Source organism: Brevibacillus sp. FSL K6-2834, assembly GCF_038592925.1.
Lineage (GTDB): Bacteria > Bacillota > Bacilli > Brevibacillales > Brevibacillaceae > Brevibacillus > Brevibacillus borstelensis.
In genome coordinates this window covers 355,001-370,729 of sequence record NZ_CP151945.1, presented here as the reverse complement: position 1 = coordinate 370,729, position 15,729 = coordinate 355,001, and the positions used below count along the sequence as shown (strand labels likewise).

Here is a 15,729-nt window from a genome sequence, read left to right as displayed (position 1 = left end):
GCTACGCCCTGATGTTAGTTGCTATTTAATTTATAACTGTTTATCCCACAATCTTCACCGCATTCTCCTTAATCTGCGAAATCAACTCCACAAACTGTTTTTGCCTTACCCCATCAAACAACTTAATAAAACTCTGCGGCTTATCAAAAGGCGGCTTCATCAGTTCAGCTACATTTTCGATGTACCCATTCTGAACGACATAATCTACCACCTTTTTCACAAAAACAATCTGCGCCTGATTCAGCGACTGGTCATTAATAAACGCGGAGAACGCAGCCATGGCCGCATCATGGTCCATCTTGGCTATTTTTCGCACAAGCAAACCAAATGGCGTATCTTTAAATTCCCGCTTGTAATCTTCTTCGGTCCCCAATTCGCCTGTGAAAATACGCTCCAGACTCTCATAATCAGAAGCAGTCAACGGGATATTATGGCGCAGCTTATGAATAGTCAAATGATCACGGTTGTTCTCAATATACCGGTTGACCTTCAGCTTGTAATCCTCAAAATCATAGGCTTGATACAGTACCTCGCCCTCTTTGACAGCCAATACCACATCGGAAAGGTTCGTGTAAACCGGGTTCTTTCCGCCCTCATCCACAATAAACTTCATCAATCCCCGCAGTTCCATGCGTACCTTCTCAAAAACAGGGATATCTGGATTCTGCCAAAACTCGTCCGTTCCAATCATGTTGATGAACTCCAACTTCTCTTTAATCTGTGGAATCGTCGCTCGCTTGGAAAGGTCAGAGGAAACATGAATCAGTTGCTTTTTCCCTTTTTTGAATTGCGGCATTCCCTCGATCTGAGCGATCATGATCCCGTACATGAAATTATCAAAGCGCTTGGCATATTCATCAGGATCATCCATATAGACAAGGGGAGCCAGGTACGTGATCAGGTTGTGTTTATCTGTATCGGAAAGACAAACAAAGGCTTCCCGATGCTTATACTTTTCAATATGTTGCAGCTGCAATTTGACCGCTGCCAGCTCTGTATTCAACGCATTGATTTGATGATGTACGGTTTGAATCAAATTGTTCCGAATGTCCTGATACGAATCATCCACAAGGTTGGCATGCTGTAAGTGATGGATCAAACGAACCCGCTTGGAAAAAATGGCTTCCGACAGGCTCTGTACTTCATTGCCCATCAGACCTTCTTTGTTTGTACGGAAAAACTCGAAGTTTCCAAGGTAATCAAAGATAAGAAAGTGCGTTTTATCTTGTCCATCCCCAAACAGGTTTTTGCGAAGCCTTGTCCCGCGTCCAATCATTTGCCAGAACTTCGCTTTGGAGCGAACCCGTTTGAAAAATACCAGATTCACAATTTCCGGCACATCAATTCCTGTATCCATCATATCGACCGACACCGCGATATGCGGCTCTTTGTCAGGCACCTTGAAGTCGTCGATAATCGTCTGGGCATAGTTGTCCTCGGAGACGACACGCTTGGCAAAAGTTCCGCGGTACTGCGGATACAGTTTGTTAAACCGCTCAACGATATATTCGGCATGCCTTTTATTTTGCGCAAAGATGATCGTTTTCCCTAGTCTGTCACCACCGGCAACTTTGATCCCCTTGGTCATCAAATCCTCCAGCACCATATCTACCGTTGCCTGGTTAAAGATGTACTCATTTACGGCAGGGGAAGGAATGAACTCTGGCATCGTGCCATCTTCGTCAGCAAAATCTTCTTCATAACGTGCCTTGTCTTCTTCTGACAGATCATCGTAAACAATGCCCTGCCCTAAAAATTTCGTCTCTACTTCAATGTTGTAGTAGGGAACCAGCACATGATCTTTTTCAATAGCGGTTTCATAGTCGTACGCATACGTGGGCACGCCGTTTTCCATCTCGAAGAATTCGTATGTATTGCGATCGACCTCGGTCTTTGGCGTAGCGGTCAGACCAACCATAATGCCATCAAAATATTCAAAGATGGCTCGATATTTCTTGAAAATACTTCTGTGTGCCTCGTCGATGATTATCAAGTCAAAATGGGCAGGAGTAAATAGACGCTTCCCGTCATCGCTTTTCACGGAGTCGATGGCGTTGAGCATCGTAGGATAGGTAGAAAAGACGATCCTCGCCGTTTTATCATCCTTGTTGGACAGGAGATTGCAGAGCGACATATCCGGCAGGTAGTTTTTAAAATCATCCTTCGCCTGCTTGACCAAAGCTGTACGGTCTGCCAAAAACAGTGTATTGGTCACATGTCCGCCCCGAGAGAGCACATCGGTCAGACTGGAAGCCGTTCTCGTTTTGCCTGTACCGGTAGCCATGATAAGCAATGCCTTCCGGTGTCCTGTTTCTATCGTTTCACTGACCGCACGAATCGCTTCTTTCTGGTAATAGCGGTCGGTGATTTTGTCGTCAATCGGGACATCAGCCAATGGTTTGCGTTCTTTTCGGCGGTTCATCAGCTTTTCCAGATCCGCTTTTGAGAAAACCCCGCTTACTTTTCGCTGTGGAGAAGTGGCGTCATCCCATAGATACGTTTCAAATCCATTGGTCGTGAACATCATCGGTCGTCTGCCTGTCATCCGTTCCAGACAGTCAGCGTACAGCTTGGCCTGCTGTGTTCCGATTTTCGGGTCCTTGGAGGTCCGCTTCGCTTCAATGACCGCCAGGGGAAGTCCGTCTTTACCGTAGAGTACATAATCGGCATAACCTTTTTCCTCAGGATTGGGCATGCCGTACAGCTCTACTTCCTCTCTGACGTCATCGCCGAATACCCAGCCAAGGAGTTTTAGGTCCACATCAATATATTTTTTCCGAGTCAGATATTCGGAAATGTCCTCAGGCGTGAACTGGCGCTCTTCCTTATGCTTCTCTTTGTCAGCGGTCAGACGGTCGCTCATCGCGGCAATCTGGGCCCGCAGTGCTTCAATCTCCGAGTCCTTTTGCTCGATCAGACTATCTTTCTCCCTGATTTTCGCTTCGTCTAAAATGACCTTCTCGGCGGGAATCCTTGCTTCGTCAAATTGGCGCTCTTCGTAGCTGGAGCCATAGCAATAGTCGATCCACTGGACGAATTCGAACAAACCGACCAGGGAAAGAATCGCATCGCTGCGGCTGACCGCCTTATCGGTGTGGACCGCCAGATTGCCCAGCTTGATGATAAAAGGCAGCTTTCCCCATGTCTGGTTTTCCATGGCGAATCGGAAAGAGGGTTCGTGAATTAATGACTGCAAATTGTCCTTGTAGGGCATCGTGATGGTGTTATCTGCGGAGTATACCCATTTGACCGCAAGCTCAAGCGCTTTGCGGCTTCCGACAGCAGCCATGGCTGGAGAGGTAGCAAGTACACGCTCCGCCTCAATGCATGCTAACGCAAACAGCTTATATGCTGTTTGTCCCTGTAAGAAATCGAAGTTTGCAGTCATTTTTTCACCTCAGTTACGGTTATTCGAAATACTGGCTCATCAGGCTGTCGAATAAGTATTGGGTTTCGTCGATTGCTTTTTTTACGAGGGCTTTTTGTTCTTCAATTTTGGTGACTATATCGGCGAACTGGGTTTGGAGTTCAAGAGGCGGTAAAGGAATGGTCATAGCCTTGTATGCCCCTACATTAATGTGTTGTTGAGCAGCACCACCAGTTTTCATTTTTATTTGATTTTTACCATGCGGAAAGTTTGTAAAAGCACAAAGATATAAGGGTTTGATTTTATTAATGTCCGGTCTGGCAATTATGATGTCAATTGCATTACAACCCGCATATTTTTCAGACACGACGCATGATGTCCCTGGAGCCCCTGATCGAACTATAAGAACATCCCCCGTTTTCAAAACTGATTTATTGTGGACCAAGTGACCTTCAGGCGTGAAATAAACCCAGCTTTCTTCACGGACATACATTTCACCGACATTTAGGGAACGAAATGCTTTTACCCCATTAGGTCCCTGCGTGTAATACTGTGCAGGCTTAATAACGACTCCAACAGTTACCTTCGCAACATTTTCAATGGTAGTACATTCCCATCTATTAAAATCACTCTCACTGCCAAACATATCATAAAAGATAGACTTGATAAGATTATCCAACTCCGCAAGCTGCTGTTTACGCATCGCAAGCAGTTCTGCTGCGGTGTCCAAGGTTTTGGCGATTTGTTTTTGTGTTTCGAGTGGGGGGAGGGGAATATTAATTGACTTTAATACTGCAGAACTGATACCTTGAATGGTTGCGCCGCGTTTATGGGAACTAAAATAATTTTTATAGCTTTTTATGCAATAAACCAAAAACGGCTTATATACTATTTCTTCGTTTATATTTTCAATTGATATAATATCTTGACTTGTACACATTGGAACCAAATTAATTGAAACTTTCCCCACTCCAACTCTTATTCCTACCATAATAGAGTTTGGTGATATCAGTTTTGTCGAGCTATTTTCTATAGCTTCCATTGAAATGTATTCAACTGCATCACTTTCGTCTATAAGCGGTTTCCCAAGAGATGTAGTTGTAATCCATGGTATTTCTCCTTCAAAATACTCTGGTCTAGTTCTAGTAGGTGTACCACCCGTTCTGAAGTCACCGAGTGATCCGAGCTTCATACTTTCCCACTTACTCACCGATAAGCCCCCTCAATTCCTCCATCTTCGCTGCAATATCCAGGTTCAACTTATCCAGTCGCTCCATAATCACCCCGGGAGCATCATACTCCACCTTCTCATACACAACCTCTTTATACCGATTAATCGACAAATCATACCCATTTTCCTCAATCGCAGCCTTGTCCACCAAAAAACTCTGCTCTGTCGGCTTGCGATCCACTTCACCTGCGAGATTGTGAAACCGCGCCAGAATGTCAGGAATATCATTCTCCTCAATCGCAGAGCGTTTATCATCCAAAGAATATCCATCCGCTTTCATATCATAGAACCAGACCTTGTCCGTCCCGCCAGCACCGGTCTTGGTAAAGATCAATACTGCCGTGCTCACCCCGGCATACGGTTTAAATACTCCGCTCGGCATAGAGATGACAGCCTCCAGCTGATGGTTTTCCACCAACTCTTTGCGCAACGCCTTATGTGCTTTCGTAGTTCCAAACAATACCCCATCCGGTACGATACACGCACAACGCCCACCTTTACGAAGCATCCGCAAAAAGAGCGCGACAAACAACAACTCCGTCTTTTTCGTATCGCAAACAGTTTTCAGGTTATCATGGATACTCTCCGTGTCCACGGTTCCCGTAAATGGCGGATTGGCAAGGATCAAATCATAGGCAGACGTAATCTCATTTTGCTTAGAAACACTGTCTACATAATCAATATGCGGATTCGTAATGGAGTGAAGCATCAGGTTCATCGCGGAAAGACGCAGCATCGTACGGTCTGTGTCCAAACCAGTAAACATGGTGCTGGCGAAATGCTCCCATTGCTCACTGGTCATTTCTGATTCGTAGGTTTCCCGGATGTACTCCGCTGCCGAGACCAGAAAGCCCGCTGTACCGCATGCTGGGTCACAAATCTTGTCATCCGGGCTTGGAGCGAGCAGTCGCACCATCATGTCGCGGATGTGCTTCGGAGTACGGAACTGCCCGTTTTGACCCGCTGTAGCCAGCTTGCCCAACATATACTCATACAGGTCGCCTTGCATATCCAAATCTTTGATGTCGTGTTCGTAAAGCTCATCCAATCCGGTAATGATCTTTTGCAGGATCTGCGGTGTCGGAATCAAAAACATTGCATCTTGCATATAGCGAGAAAAGGCAGACGTATTTTCACCGTTCATGGACTTGATGAACGGAAAAACCTTCGTGCCGACGATGTCGTATATTACACGAGCATCTTTGGTTTTGAACTTGCTCCAGCGCATGGACTGTCCGTCTTCATCCTGCGGGAAGATCTTTGGCATTTCCTGACCGCTTACTGCTTCGAAGCTTTCCGTTTCCAGTTCCTTTTCATCCAAAGAACGAATGAACATCAGGTATGTAAGCTGCTCGATAACAGTCAACGGGTTGGTAATCCCGCCAGCCCACATATCGGTCCATATTTTATCTACCTTGTTGCGAATTTCTCCTGTTAGCATTGTGCTTTGCTCCAATCTATATTAAATCTTAGGTAATTTGTAATTTATTGGACTAGTTTTATTGTAGTATACCACAGTATCAACAGATTTGCGGAGTATTGGAATAAAAGCAATAAATGGTCCCTAACAGGTTTCTGTCTTAAGGCTGAGAGCAGAACATGAAAAAAGCCGAACAATACCGGAAAATAATTCCGATCTGCTCGGCTTCGACACGACTTTTAATTTCTCAATACAAGTTTAAATTGCTGTTTGCATGCACATTAACCCAACTTAGAAAACTTACTCCACCGTAACACTCTTCGCCAGATTCCGCGGCTTATCAACATCAAGCCCGCGCGCAGCAGAAGTGTAGTACGCCAGCAATTGCAATGGAATGACGGTCAAAATTGGCGTTAACATCGGCGTGGTGGCTGGGACGTGGATGACGCCGTCCACCGATTTGGCCAGGTCGCGGTCTCCTTCGAGAGCAAAGCCGAGCACATGGGCGCCGCGGGCTTTGACTTCCACGATATTGCTGACCATTTTTTCGTAAATGTCCGGTTGGGTAGCCAGCGCCACCACCGGGACGTTTTCTTCAATCAGCGCAAGCGTACCGTGCTTCAGTTCTCCCGCCGCATACGCTTCGGAGTGAATATAGGAGATCTCCTTGAGCTTGAGCGAGCCCTCCAGGGAGACCGCATAGTCCAGTCCCCGTCCGATAAAGAACAGGCTGGTCGCGTCCTGGATGCTTTGGGCAAACTGGCGGATCGGCTCGACGTTGGCCAGGATGGCGCCGATCTTCGCCGGCAGCTCCTGCAGATGCTCGACTACCTCTGCGATCTCTGCAGCCGCCAGTGTCCCTTTTACCTGCGCGAAGTACAGCGCAAACAGGTACAGGGCAATCACCTGGGACGTATAGGCTTTCGTCGAGGCCACCGCCACTTCCGGGCCGGCCCAGGTAAAGATTACTTCGTCCGCCTCGCGGGCTACGGAGCTGCCGACGACGTTGGTGATCGCCAGAACTCTGACCCCGCTCTTCTTCGCCTCGCGGAGCGCGGCCAGCGTGTCTGCCGTCTCACCGGACTGGCTGATGACGATCATCAGCGTCTTGTCGGTGTAGATCGGATCGCGGTAGCGGAATTCCGACGCGACGGCCACCTCTACCGGTACGCGGGTCCACTTTTCCAGGACGTCCTTCCCGACCAGTCCAGCGTGCATGGACGTTCCGCACGCCACGATATAGAGGCGGTCGTAAGCGGCCAGCTCCGCATCGCTCATATTCAGCTCAGGCAGGATGACCTGCTTTTTCTCCTGGTCGATCCGTGCGCCCATCGTGTCGCGTACGGCTTGCGGCTGCTCATAGATTTCCTTGAGCATGAACGAATCGTACCCGCCTTTTTCTGCTTGGACCAGATCCCAGTCTACGTGGAAGATATCGCGCTCGATCTTCTCGCCGCTTTGGGCATCCATCAGCTGAACGCCTTCCCGGGTCAATACCGCCATTTCGCCTTCATTGAGGATATAGACATCGCGCGTGTGCTCCAGGAGAGCCGGGATGTCTGAGCCGATGAAGCTCTCGCCCTCTCCGATTCCGACGATGAGCGGACTTGCGAGACGCACTGCTACCAGCTTATCCGGCTCGTGCTCCGTCATGATTCCCAATGCGTAGGCACCGCGCATGCGCTGTACGGCCTTGCGGGCGGTAGACACGATGTCCCCGTCGTAGAGATCCGCGAGCAGGTGCGCGATTACTTCGGTGTCCGTCTCCGAGGTAAAGGCGTATCCTTTTGCGATCAGCTCTTCCTTGATCGGCAGAAAGTTTTCGATGATGCCGTTATGGACGACAGCAAACTTGTGGCTCGAATCCGTATGCGGGTGGGAGTTTTCGTCAGACGGTTTTCCGTGCGTCGCCCAACGCGTGTGTCCGATCCCTGCATTTCCGGCCAGCGGCTGTGCTGCCAGCTTTCCTTCCAAAACAGCGAGGCGTCCTTTTGCCTTGTCTACGAGCAGCCCCTGCTCGGTCAATACCGCGATTCCGGCCGAGTCATACCCGCGGTACTCCAGCTTGCGAAGACCTCCGATAATTACCTCTTGCGCTTGTTTATCGCCAATGTATCCTACAATTCCGCACATGTGTGTTTGTCCCCTTCCCTATGACGGAGGACACAACCCAGTTGTCAATGGTACGGGGGTTGCTCCCCCGCCATTCCATTTGTATATGTGGTCAGCTTGATTTTTTCGATAAAACCATTCCATAAAACGATCATCTGTATCATGCGCGGGTCTTGTGCAACAAGTCGCCCTGTTGTTTTGCCCCCGCGCTCCGCGGCCGCGATACTCGGCCGGGAGGCATCCGCCGAATGCTTCGATAAACCTCCACCTCGTCCACTGCACTCCACGTCGGGCAGCTGCAGTGCTGGCGCTTTCCCATCAAGATCGATGCTATGTCATTGTCTCTTTTCGCTGCATTCCCCCTTTTTCATTGTGAGCCCAGGCACAAACCAAACTTTATCATAGATCCCTGTCCTTCACAATCATTCTTTTGTCTTATACTTGTATGCAAAAGGGAGTGGCACCGTACCACTCCCCTGACTTTTTACACGAGTTCCTTTTTCACGACCTCAACGATGCGGTTCACCAGCTCATCCAGTTGCGCTTCGTCTGGGCCTTCTGCCATGACACGGACGATTGGCTCCGTGCCGGACGGACGCACGAGCACGCGGCCGTTGCCAGCCAGCTCGGCCTCCACTTCACGGATCGCCTGTTCGATCGCTTCGTTTCCGTTCAGCTTGGTCTTGTCTTCTACGCGGACATTGACCAAAAGCTGCGGGTATTTGGTCATAACCTGCTTCAATTCAGACAAGGGCTTGCCCGATTCCTTGATGATGTTCAGGAGCTGAAGGCCGGTCAACAGGCCGTCTCCCGTCGTGTTGTAATCGAGAAACACGATGTGTCCGGACTGCTCGCCGCCGAGATTGTAGCCGCCACGCAGCATCTCTTCCACGACATAGCGGTCTCCCACCGCAGTTTTGGTCGTATTGATCGCGCATTCTTCCATGCCTTTGAAAAAGCCCATGTTCGCCATGACCGTCGTCACGACCGTGTTGTTGTTCAGCTTGCCTTTTGCCTTGAGAGCCCGGGCGCAGATCGCCATGATGTAGTCGCCGTCTACAATTTCACCGTTCTCATCTACCGCAATACAGCGGTCGGCATCGCCGTCAAAGGAAAGTCCCAGATGAGCCTTGTGCTTGACGACTTCCTCCTGCAGGCGTTCGGGATGCGTGGACCCGCACTGCTCATTGATGTTGACCCCGTTCGGATTCGCTCCGATGGTGATCACCTCTGCTTCCACGTCCGCAAACAGCCTTGCAGCCAGCGAGGAAACGGCACCATTGGCACAATCCAGCACGATCTTCAGCCCGTCAAAACGTTCCGTTACTGAGCTTTTCAAATGGGAGAGATACTTCTGTCCACCCTCCAGGAAGTCCAGCACCGCTCCGATGTGCTCCCCAGTCGGCCGCGGCAGCGTGTCTTCAGCCGCATCCAGGTATTGTTCGATCTCTGCTTCCACCTCGTCGGAAAGCTTGAACCCGTTGCTCCCGAAAAATTTGATTCCATTGTCCGGGTAAGGGTTGTGCGAGGCGGAAATCATGACACCGGCATCTGCTCCCAGCGCTCGTGTCAAATAAGCAACGCCGGAAGTAGAGATTACTCCCAGACGAACTACTTCTGCTCCAACAGAGAGGAGACCGGCCAACAGCGCGCTTTCCAGCATTTGACCGGAAATGCGCGTGTCGCGTCCAATGACTACCTTGGGCTTGCCTTCCTGTTTATGTCTGGTGAGAACGTAACCGCCTACGCGCCCGATTCGAAACGCCAGCTCCGGCGTCAACTGCGCATTGGCTACACCGCGCACACCATCAGTTCCGAAATACTTCCCCATGTTTGTCCCTCATTTCTTTCCTTGTACAAAACAGCTTATGCCCAGCGCTATTTTTTGGTGATTTCCACAGTAACCTTCGTGATCGCATTCTTGGCCGTCTTGACGTAATCCGGCTGGTTAAAGATGTAGGTGATCGGCACCTCATACACTCCCGCCGGCATGTTGCTGACATCTGCCACGACCTGCACATCCTCCGGTCTTAGTTTCTCCAGTATGGTCGGCGCTCCAACCGTGTCGACGTCCATCGTGGACATCTCTTGCCCCGTTCCGGACAGTACGCGCGCCTCCATGTCTTCGGCCAGACCGCTGATGCGGATTGGAATCTTCTCCAAGCGTTTGGTTTCGGACGGCACGACCTTCAGGGCTACCTTCAGGTAATCCGGCTCCACCTTTACGATGTTCTCCAATACCGGCATCTTTCGTTCGATGACGCGATCCGAGGTCACATCGCTCAGATCGATTTCCGGCCCCGGATACGTCTCCGATTTCATCGCATCGATGACTTCCTTCGGACCGTATACGGTGACCTCATCCACATTCGTATCCACACTAGCCAAACTATATCCATCGGGCAATTCATTCGTCAAGTTTAATTTGATCGGCACCTGTACATACGGGCTTGTCACCGGCACGCTGATCTCCGCCGTGAGCGGGATAACCTCCGCGCCCTGCAGCGTATTCCCCGACTTGTCCATCACCTTTAACGGCACTGTCGTCTTGATCGGAGACGTAGCCCCTTCCAGATCGACGGGAGCCTTTACTGCGGCTACCTTGTCGGCCTGACTCTCCGGTACCCGGACGAGTACGCGGAACGGCTTGACCAGCGGCTCTCCGGCTTTGTAGCCGGGGGCGACCTGGCCGAGCAGCTCGACCGTCACTTCCCGCTCTACGGTTTTCTTTTCCTCGAGCGTAATTTCGACAATACTGGGAATAATTCCGACTTTCACATCGTCGGGAAATCCTTTGTACTGGACCGGAACACGGTGTGTCCCCTTCCCCTTGTCCATGAGGTCGACATACACCTCTCTGGAGTCCTGGGGCACGAGATTATGCTTGTAAAACGGATTGTTTGTCTCCAGAGCAAGCTGCACGGTACGCGGCATTTTGGCGACGTAATAACGATCCGTGTCATACTTTACGTGCAGGTTGACGCTGTCGATCAAGAGCGGCGGCGCTGAATCCGTGGTCGGCGTTGTGTCGCTTTCCACATTGACCACCGTCCACATCATCACGGCCAACAACAGAGCAACAATGCGCGCAAACCAGTGACTGTTCAACCATTTATCCATGTTGTTTTCGCCTCCATTGCCAACGACTTCCCATGGATTTGCTCTTCAGGGCCGGATGCAGTTGCTCGGTGAGCAATTCAGCCAACTGCTCCTCGGTCAAATTCCGGTTCATTTGCCCGTTCGCGGTAAAGGAAACTTGTCCAGTCTCTTCGGAAACGACAATCGCCATACCGTCGGAAACCTCGCTTACTCCGATCGCAGCTCTGTGCCGGGTTCCCAGCTCTTTTGAGATCGAATTGTTTTCGGAGAGGGGCAAATAGCTCGCTGCTGCCAAGATAATATCTTTTCTCATGATGACCGCCCCGTCATGCAAAGGTGTATTTGGGATAAAAATATTGATCAACAGTTCTGAACTGACTCGTCCATTGATGGCAATTCCCGTCTCCACAAAATCATTCAGGCCCGTTTCCCGTTCAATGACGATCAAGGCCCCGATCCGACGCTTGGCCATGTACGTAACGGACTTGCACACTTCCTGTACGACCCGCTTGACCATTTCCTCATCCTGAATCGTATTGGTGCGAGAAAACAGCTTCCCGCGTCCCAACTGCTCCAGCGCTCGCCGCAGCTCCGGCTGAAAGATGATCACGATAGCCAGTACCCCGAAGGTAAACGCCTGGGACATCAGCCAGTGCAGGGTCTTCAGCTCGAAGTACTTGCTCAGCAGCCAAGTGACGATAATCACCATGATCCCTTTCAGCAGCTGGACCGCCCGCGTCCCCCGGATCAGCATAATTAATTTATAGATCACGTATGTGACGAGCGAAATATCGATCACATACCGCAATATATCCCCATATTCCAGTGATATCATAACGAAGCCCCCATATCTCGCTCCATCTCAATGCGGTCGCTCTTATTCCTGCGGAAAAAGCACGGCTTCTGGCGCCGTGCTCATTATTGTTGTACCCTTTATTTTCTCCTATGGGAAGACGGGAAGCAAGTCATTTCCAATATTTTTCACTTCGTACCAAATCCATTCGAAAATGGCTTCGATCGATTCAGCGCTTCCTGCCACGTGTGCAGTCGATGCCAGAACGACCTTCCCCTCAATTGCCACAACGTTCCCTCGCACTTCGCCCTGTACCTCGACATTGCCGTTGCGTACGACCAGATCTCCATCAATGGTGGTGCCGGCCGGAACCACGACGACATTGCGCGTACGGTCAATCTTCAGTTTATCCATGTTGGACGAGGCAATTTGCAGTGTATTGTCCCGTTCATACCAGTTGGCCATCGTGCTCCCCGTCATCAGGAAGAGAAAGACAGCTGCAGCTGTAAGAAACGGATGATTGCGCAGCCAAGAAGAAAAACGTTTTTTCCTCGTCGGCGTTGGCAGTTGCGCAAATACCCGGGCTGTAAAATCCGGAGATACTTGTATATGTGACGCGCTTTGTACAAAAGCGATCGCTCTTTGCAGCTCTTGAAGATGTTGACGACAGGAGGCACATGTTCTCATGTGGGTCTGTAATTTCTGATTGGACAATTCGTCAATTTCCCCGTCCAGAAACTCATGAATGAGAACAGACATTTCTCGGCATTCCATCGTGACTTTCTCCTTTCCTACATGAATCGCAGCTTGCTGCGCAATGCTTCCCGACCGCGATGGATACGGGTTTTGATGGTTGTGACTGGCAATTTGACGATATCGCTAATCTCCTGAAGCGACAGGTCTTCAATATAGCGCAAAATCATGATCGACCTATACTTTGGTGCCAGATGCGACAAGGCATCCTGTACGGTCTCCTGCAGCTCTTGCGTGACAAGCGAGTCTGCCGGGTTCTTTTCGTTTGAGGATAGGCGGGAATACCAGTCCATTCCCTGTCCGGGTTCTACTTCTTCATCCAGGGAAAAGTCAGGCCTTTTCTTTCTGCCCCGGTCAATACACAGATTGGTTGCAATCCTGTAAATCCACGTGGAGAACTTGTAGCTCTCGTCGTAGGTGTGCAGATTGGCATAGACCCGCAAAAAGGTTTCCTGCGCGATATCCTCCGCATCCTGACGGTTACCTACCATCCGGTATGCGAGTTGAAATATCTTGTCTTTATATATTTCGATCAACTCAGCAAAAGCCTCGCGATCTCCGCGTTTGGCGCGCTGAGTCAACCGTTTTTCTACAAAATCCATGCGATCCTCCCCGCAATACCGTAATCCTTATATACGGATAATACCTCAAATGGTTTCAGTTTTGATTATGTTTATCCCGCCAATTTTCTGGGAATGAGTGGAATAAAGATCAAGGTTCTCTCTATATAGTAGTGATGGTACCTCTTTTATCCTGATGGTGTAAAGGGAGCGTGGTTTAAATGAGTCAGGATGATGTTCTGTTCCAAATCGAACAGCTTCGTCAAGAGTTAAACGACAGGTATAAAGAACTGGCAGCCATAACTCCGGAAATGGTCGAGCTGAGCGTACGCCTCGACAATCTCCTTAACCAACTGCATTTCCATCCTTAGTCACTGTAACGCTTTCCCTGGCGCATGTAAAGATGTGGAAACAAAAAAGGAGAGGCCTGTTTCCCTCTCCTTTTGCCCTTATAACAATTTGTCGCCAAAAGCGGAACTCATGAGTGCTACTGCTACACGTGCCGTCACATTTTCCCGGTCGAGGATTGGGTTTACCTCTACAAATTCAGCCGAACAGAGTATGTCCGCATCTGCCAGCATCTCCAGGGCCAGGTGTCCTTCCCGGTAGGATATCCCGCCTATGACCGGGGTACCTACGCCCGGAGCGTCATGAGGATCCAGACCATCCAGATCCAGACTGAGGTGCACCCCATCCGTGTTTTTGGACACGTGAGCCATGGCTTCCTCCATTACGCGAGCCATTCCCAGCTTGTCGATCTCATGCATGGTAAACACCTTGAGCCCGATCCTCTTGATCAATTCTCTTTCCCCTCTGTCCAAATCCCGCGCACCAATGATCACCACATTCTCTGGTTTCAGCTTCGGTGCAAAGCCTCCGATATTGACCAGACGTTCATGGCCAAAGCCTAGACTCGCAGCCAGAGGCATGCCATGGATATTCCCCGATGGAGAGGTCTCTCCCGTATTCAGGTCACCGTGAGCGTCAAACCAAATGACCCCCAGATTTTTCACGTTCTTGGCCACGCCTGCTACTGTCCCGAGAGCGATACTGTGGTCCCCTCCCAGCACCAAAGGAAAACGTCCTTCCTGCATGATACCGCTTACAACCTCAGCGAGCTTTTGATTCGCTTCAACTACCTCGTCCAAATACTTATGGTTCTCTGTCTCTGTAAAATTGCGAGGACGTGTAACGGGAATATCTCCTTTATCCTGGATGTTCAAACCCATTTGCTCCAGACGGGCAATCACTCCAGCGTAACGAATCGCACTCGGTCCCATATCGACACCGCGGCGGTCTGCTCCCAGATCAAGCGGTACACCAACGATACTGATGTTTTTGTTCATACTCGTTACCCCTTCCTCTCGGTTACCTTGTTGTTTGTTACTTATTGTAGCCTTGAAAGAAGAAATGACTCAACTCGACACAAATCTGCATAAATAAACCGATAGGAAAAGGGTCCTAGGAAAAAGAAAGAACGATCTGCCGCTAAAAATAAAAAAGGACTGCCAACGGCATGTCCTTTACACTTATGGAGCGGGTGATGGGAATCGAACCCACGCGACCAGCTTGGAAGGCTGGAGTTCTACCATTGAACTACACCCGCATAAGAAATAATCGCTTGAAAATGCATATAATCCCAATGGAATACACGGGATCATAAGAAGAAATGGTCGGGAAGACAGGATTCGAACCTGCGACCCCTTGGTCCCAAGCCAAGTACTCTACCAAGCTGAGCTACTTCCCGACACAAAATCAATTGTCTAATCCCCGGTGTCAACACTATGCGATGAACAAAGCTTCGCATTATTTTTAGGGGAAAAATGGCGTGCCCTGAGAGATTCGAACTCCCGACCTTTTGATTCGTAGTCAAACGCTCTATCCAGCTGAGCTAAGGGCACATCTCGTTCACTTTAAAAATAAAAAAACTGGTGAGCCATGAAGGACTCGAACCTTCGACCCTCTGATTAAAAGTCAGATGCTCTACCAACTGAGCTAATGGCTCAAACAAGTGGCTGGGGTACTAGGATTCGAACCTAGGAATGACGGAGTCAAAGTCCGTTGCCTTACCGCTTGGCTATACCCCAATATATATGAAGTGGTGGGGAGAGACGGATTCGAACCGCCGAACCCATAGGGAGCAGATTTACAGTCTGCCGCGTTTAGCCTCTTCGCTATCTCCCCATCGCATTTGCTCTTCGAGAGTAATTACGGAACGGTGACAACCCGTAACCGATATCTGTGAACAAAATAATAAATGGTGGAGGCTGACGGGATCGAACCGCCGACCCTCTGCTTGTAAGGCAGATGCTCTCCCAGCTGAGCTAAGCCTCCATCATCCCCACAAAGTGACGGTATGCTTGGCAGCATATTCCGAGTACTTTGCGGGGGTCC

Annotated in this window: 11 protein-coding genes and 7 tRNA genes; 1 reads left to right on the top strand and 17 read right to left on the bottom strand. The window is 49.8% G+C overall.

Annotated elements, in window-relative coordinates; translation table 11 throughout:
* Positions 1-40: 40 nt before the first annotated feature.
* The 9 genes from NST96_RS02060 to sigW form a co-directional block, all read right to left on the bottom strand.
* Positions 41-3,388, bottom strand: a complete 3,348-nt coding sequence (locus NST96_RS02060) for a DEAD/DEAH box helicase family protein (protein ID WP_172920130.1) — start codon at positions 3,386-3,388, stop codon at positions 41-43.
* A 19-nt stretch (positions 3,389-3,407) separates the two neighbouring features.
* Entirely contained in the window at positions 3,408-4,577 is a 1,170-nt protein-coding gene (locus NST96_RS02055; RefSeq protein WP_172920131.1) for a restriction endonuclease subunit S, read from the bottom strand.
* Complete coding sequence (locus tag NST96_RS02050) at positions 4,570-6,039, bottom strand: class I SAM-dependent DNA methyltransferase (protein WP_172920132.1); 1,470 nt, start codon at positions 6,037-6,039, stop codon at positions 4,570-4,572. Before NST96_RS02050 ends, NST96_RS02055 begins: the two co-directional genes overlap by 8 nt.
* Before the next feature lie 279 nt (positions 6,040-6,318).
* On the bottom strand, positions 6,319-8,151 hold the full coding sequence (glmS, locus tag NST96_RS02045; protein WP_311067875.1) for a glutamine--fructose-6-phosphate transaminase (isomerizing): 1,833 nt from the start codon (positions 8,149-8,151) through the stop codon (positions 6,319-6,321).
* 463 nt (positions 8,152-8,614) lie between these two features.
* Complete coding sequence (gene glmM / locus NST96_RS02040; RefSeq protein ID WP_122958177.1) at positions 8,615-9,961, bottom strand: phosphoglucosamine mutase; 1,347 nt, start codon at positions 9,959-9,961, stop codon at positions 8,615-8,617.
* Positions 9,962-10,008: 47 nt separating this feature from the next.
* Positions 10,009-11,250, bottom strand: coding sequence for a CdaR family protein (locus tag NST96_RS02035; RefSeq protein WP_024984026.1), 1,242 nt, complete (start codon positions 11,248-11,250; stop codon positions 10,009-10,011).
* The gene (gene cdaA / locus NST96_RS02030) at positions 11,243-12,064 is read right to left on the bottom strand and encodes a diadenylate cyclase CdaA (RefSeq protein WP_003393030.1); all 822 of its coding nucleotides are present in this window, start codon (positions 12,062-12,064) and stop codon (positions 11,243-11,245) included. The genes NST96_RS02035 and cdaA overlap by 8 nt, the downstream gene beginning before the upstream one ends.
* Positions 12,065-12,172: 108 nt before the next feature.
* Positions 12,173-12,796: a zf-HC2 domain-containing protein gene (locus NST96_RS02025; protein ID WP_003393028.1), complete on the bottom strand. Its 624-nt coding sequence runs from the start codon at positions 12,794-12,796 to the stop codon at positions 12,173-12,175.
* A gap of 17 nt (positions 12,797-12,813) precedes the next feature.
* The gene (sigW, locus tag NST96_RS02020) at positions 12,814-13,377 is read right to left on the bottom strand and encodes an RNA polymerase sigma factor SigW (protein ID WP_003393025.1); all 564 of its coding nucleotides are present in this window, start codon (positions 13,375-13,377) and stop codon (positions 12,814-12,816) included.
* Positions 13,378-13,556: 179 nt separating this feature from the next.
* On the opposite strand from sigW, the gene NST96_RS02015 reads away from it, so the two are divergent.
* Positions 13,557-13,706, top strand: coding sequence for an aspartyl-phosphate phosphatase Spo0E family protein (locus NST96_RS02015; RefSeq protein WP_003393023.1), 150 nt, complete (start codon positions 13,557-13,559; stop codon positions 13,704-13,706).
* Positions 13,707-13,784: 78 nt separating this feature from the next.
* On the opposite strand, the gene rocF is transcribed toward NST96_RS02015, so the two are convergent.
* The 8 genes from rocF to NST96_RS01975 all read right to left on the bottom strand — a co-directional run bounded on the left by rocF (position 13,785) and on the right by NST96_RS01975 (position 15,669).
* Positions 13,785-14,681 (bottom strand): arginase, encoded by an 897-nt coding sequence (gene rocF / locus NST96_RS02010; protein WP_003393022.1) that lies wholly within the window; start codon positions 14,679-14,681, stop codon positions 13,785-13,787.
* A gap of 186 nt (positions 14,682-14,867) precedes the next feature.
* Positions 14,868-14,941: transfer RNA gene (locus NST96_RS02005), tRNA-Gly, on the bottom strand.
* A gap of 64 nt (positions 14,942-15,005) precedes the next feature.
* Positions 15,006-15,082, bottom strand: a tRNA-Pro gene (locus NST96_RS02000).
* A gap of 77 nt (positions 15,083-15,159) precedes the next feature.
* Positions 15,160-15,236 (bottom strand) — tRNA-Arg (locus NST96_RS01995).
* A 28-nt stretch (positions 15,237-15,264) separates the two neighbouring features.
* Positions 15,265-15,340: transfer RNA gene (locus NST96_RS01990), tRNA-Lys, on the bottom strand.
* Positions 15,341-15,347: 7 nt separating this feature from the next.
* A tRNA-Gln gene (locus NST96_RS01985) sits at positions 15,348-15,422 on the bottom strand.
* A 12-nt stretch (positions 15,423-15,434) separates the two neighbouring features.
* Positions 15,435-15,519 (bottom strand) — tRNA-Tyr (locus NST96_RS01980).
* Between the two features lie 74 nt (positions 15,520-15,593).
* Positions 15,594-15,669 (bottom strand) — tRNA-Val (locus NST96_RS01975).
* Positions 15,670-15,729 lie beyond the last annotated feature (60 nt).

Excerpts from the sequence above, each read along its gene's own strand:
- NST96_RS02025 (WP_003393028.1), bottom strand. The coding sequence starts at position 12,796 with ATGGAATGCCGAGAAATGTCTGTTCTCATTCATGAGTTTCTGGACGGG.
- NST96_RS02015 (WP_003393023.1), top strand. The coding sequence starts at position 13,557 with ATGAGTCAGGATGATGTTCTGTTCCAAATCGAACAGCTTCGTCAAGAG.
- rocF (WP_003393022.1), bottom strand. The coding sequence starts at position 14,681 with ATGAACAAAAACATCAGTATCGTTGGTGTACCGCTTGATCTGGGAGCA.
- NST96_RS02035 (WP_024984026.1), bottom strand. The coding sequence starts at position 11,250 with ATGGATAAATGGTTGAACAGTCACTGGTTTGCGCGCATTGTTGCTCTG.
- NST96_RS02050 (WP_172920132.1), bottom strand. The coding sequence starts at position 6,039 with ATGCTAACAGGAGAAATTCGCAACAAGGTAGATAAAATATGGACCGAT.
- sigW (WP_003393025.1), bottom strand. The coding sequence starts at position 13,377 with ATGGATTTTGTAGAAAAACGGTTGACTCAGCGCGCCAAACGCGGAGAT.
- glmS (WP_311067875.1), bottom strand. The coding sequence starts at position 8,151 with ATGTGCGGAATTGTAGGATACATTGGCGATAAACAAGCGCAAGAGGTA.
- NST96_RS02060 (WP_172920130.1), bottom strand. The coding sequence starts at position 3,388 with ATGACTGCAAACTTCGATTTCTTACAGGGACAAACAGCATATAAGCTG.
- glmM (WP_122958177.1), bottom strand. The coding sequence starts at position 9,961 with ATGGGGAAGTATTTCGGAACTGATGGTGTGCGCGGTGTAGCCAATGCG.
- cdaA (WP_003393030.1), bottom strand. The coding sequence starts at position 12,064 with ATGATATCACTGGAATATGGGGATATATTGCGGTATGTGATCGATATT.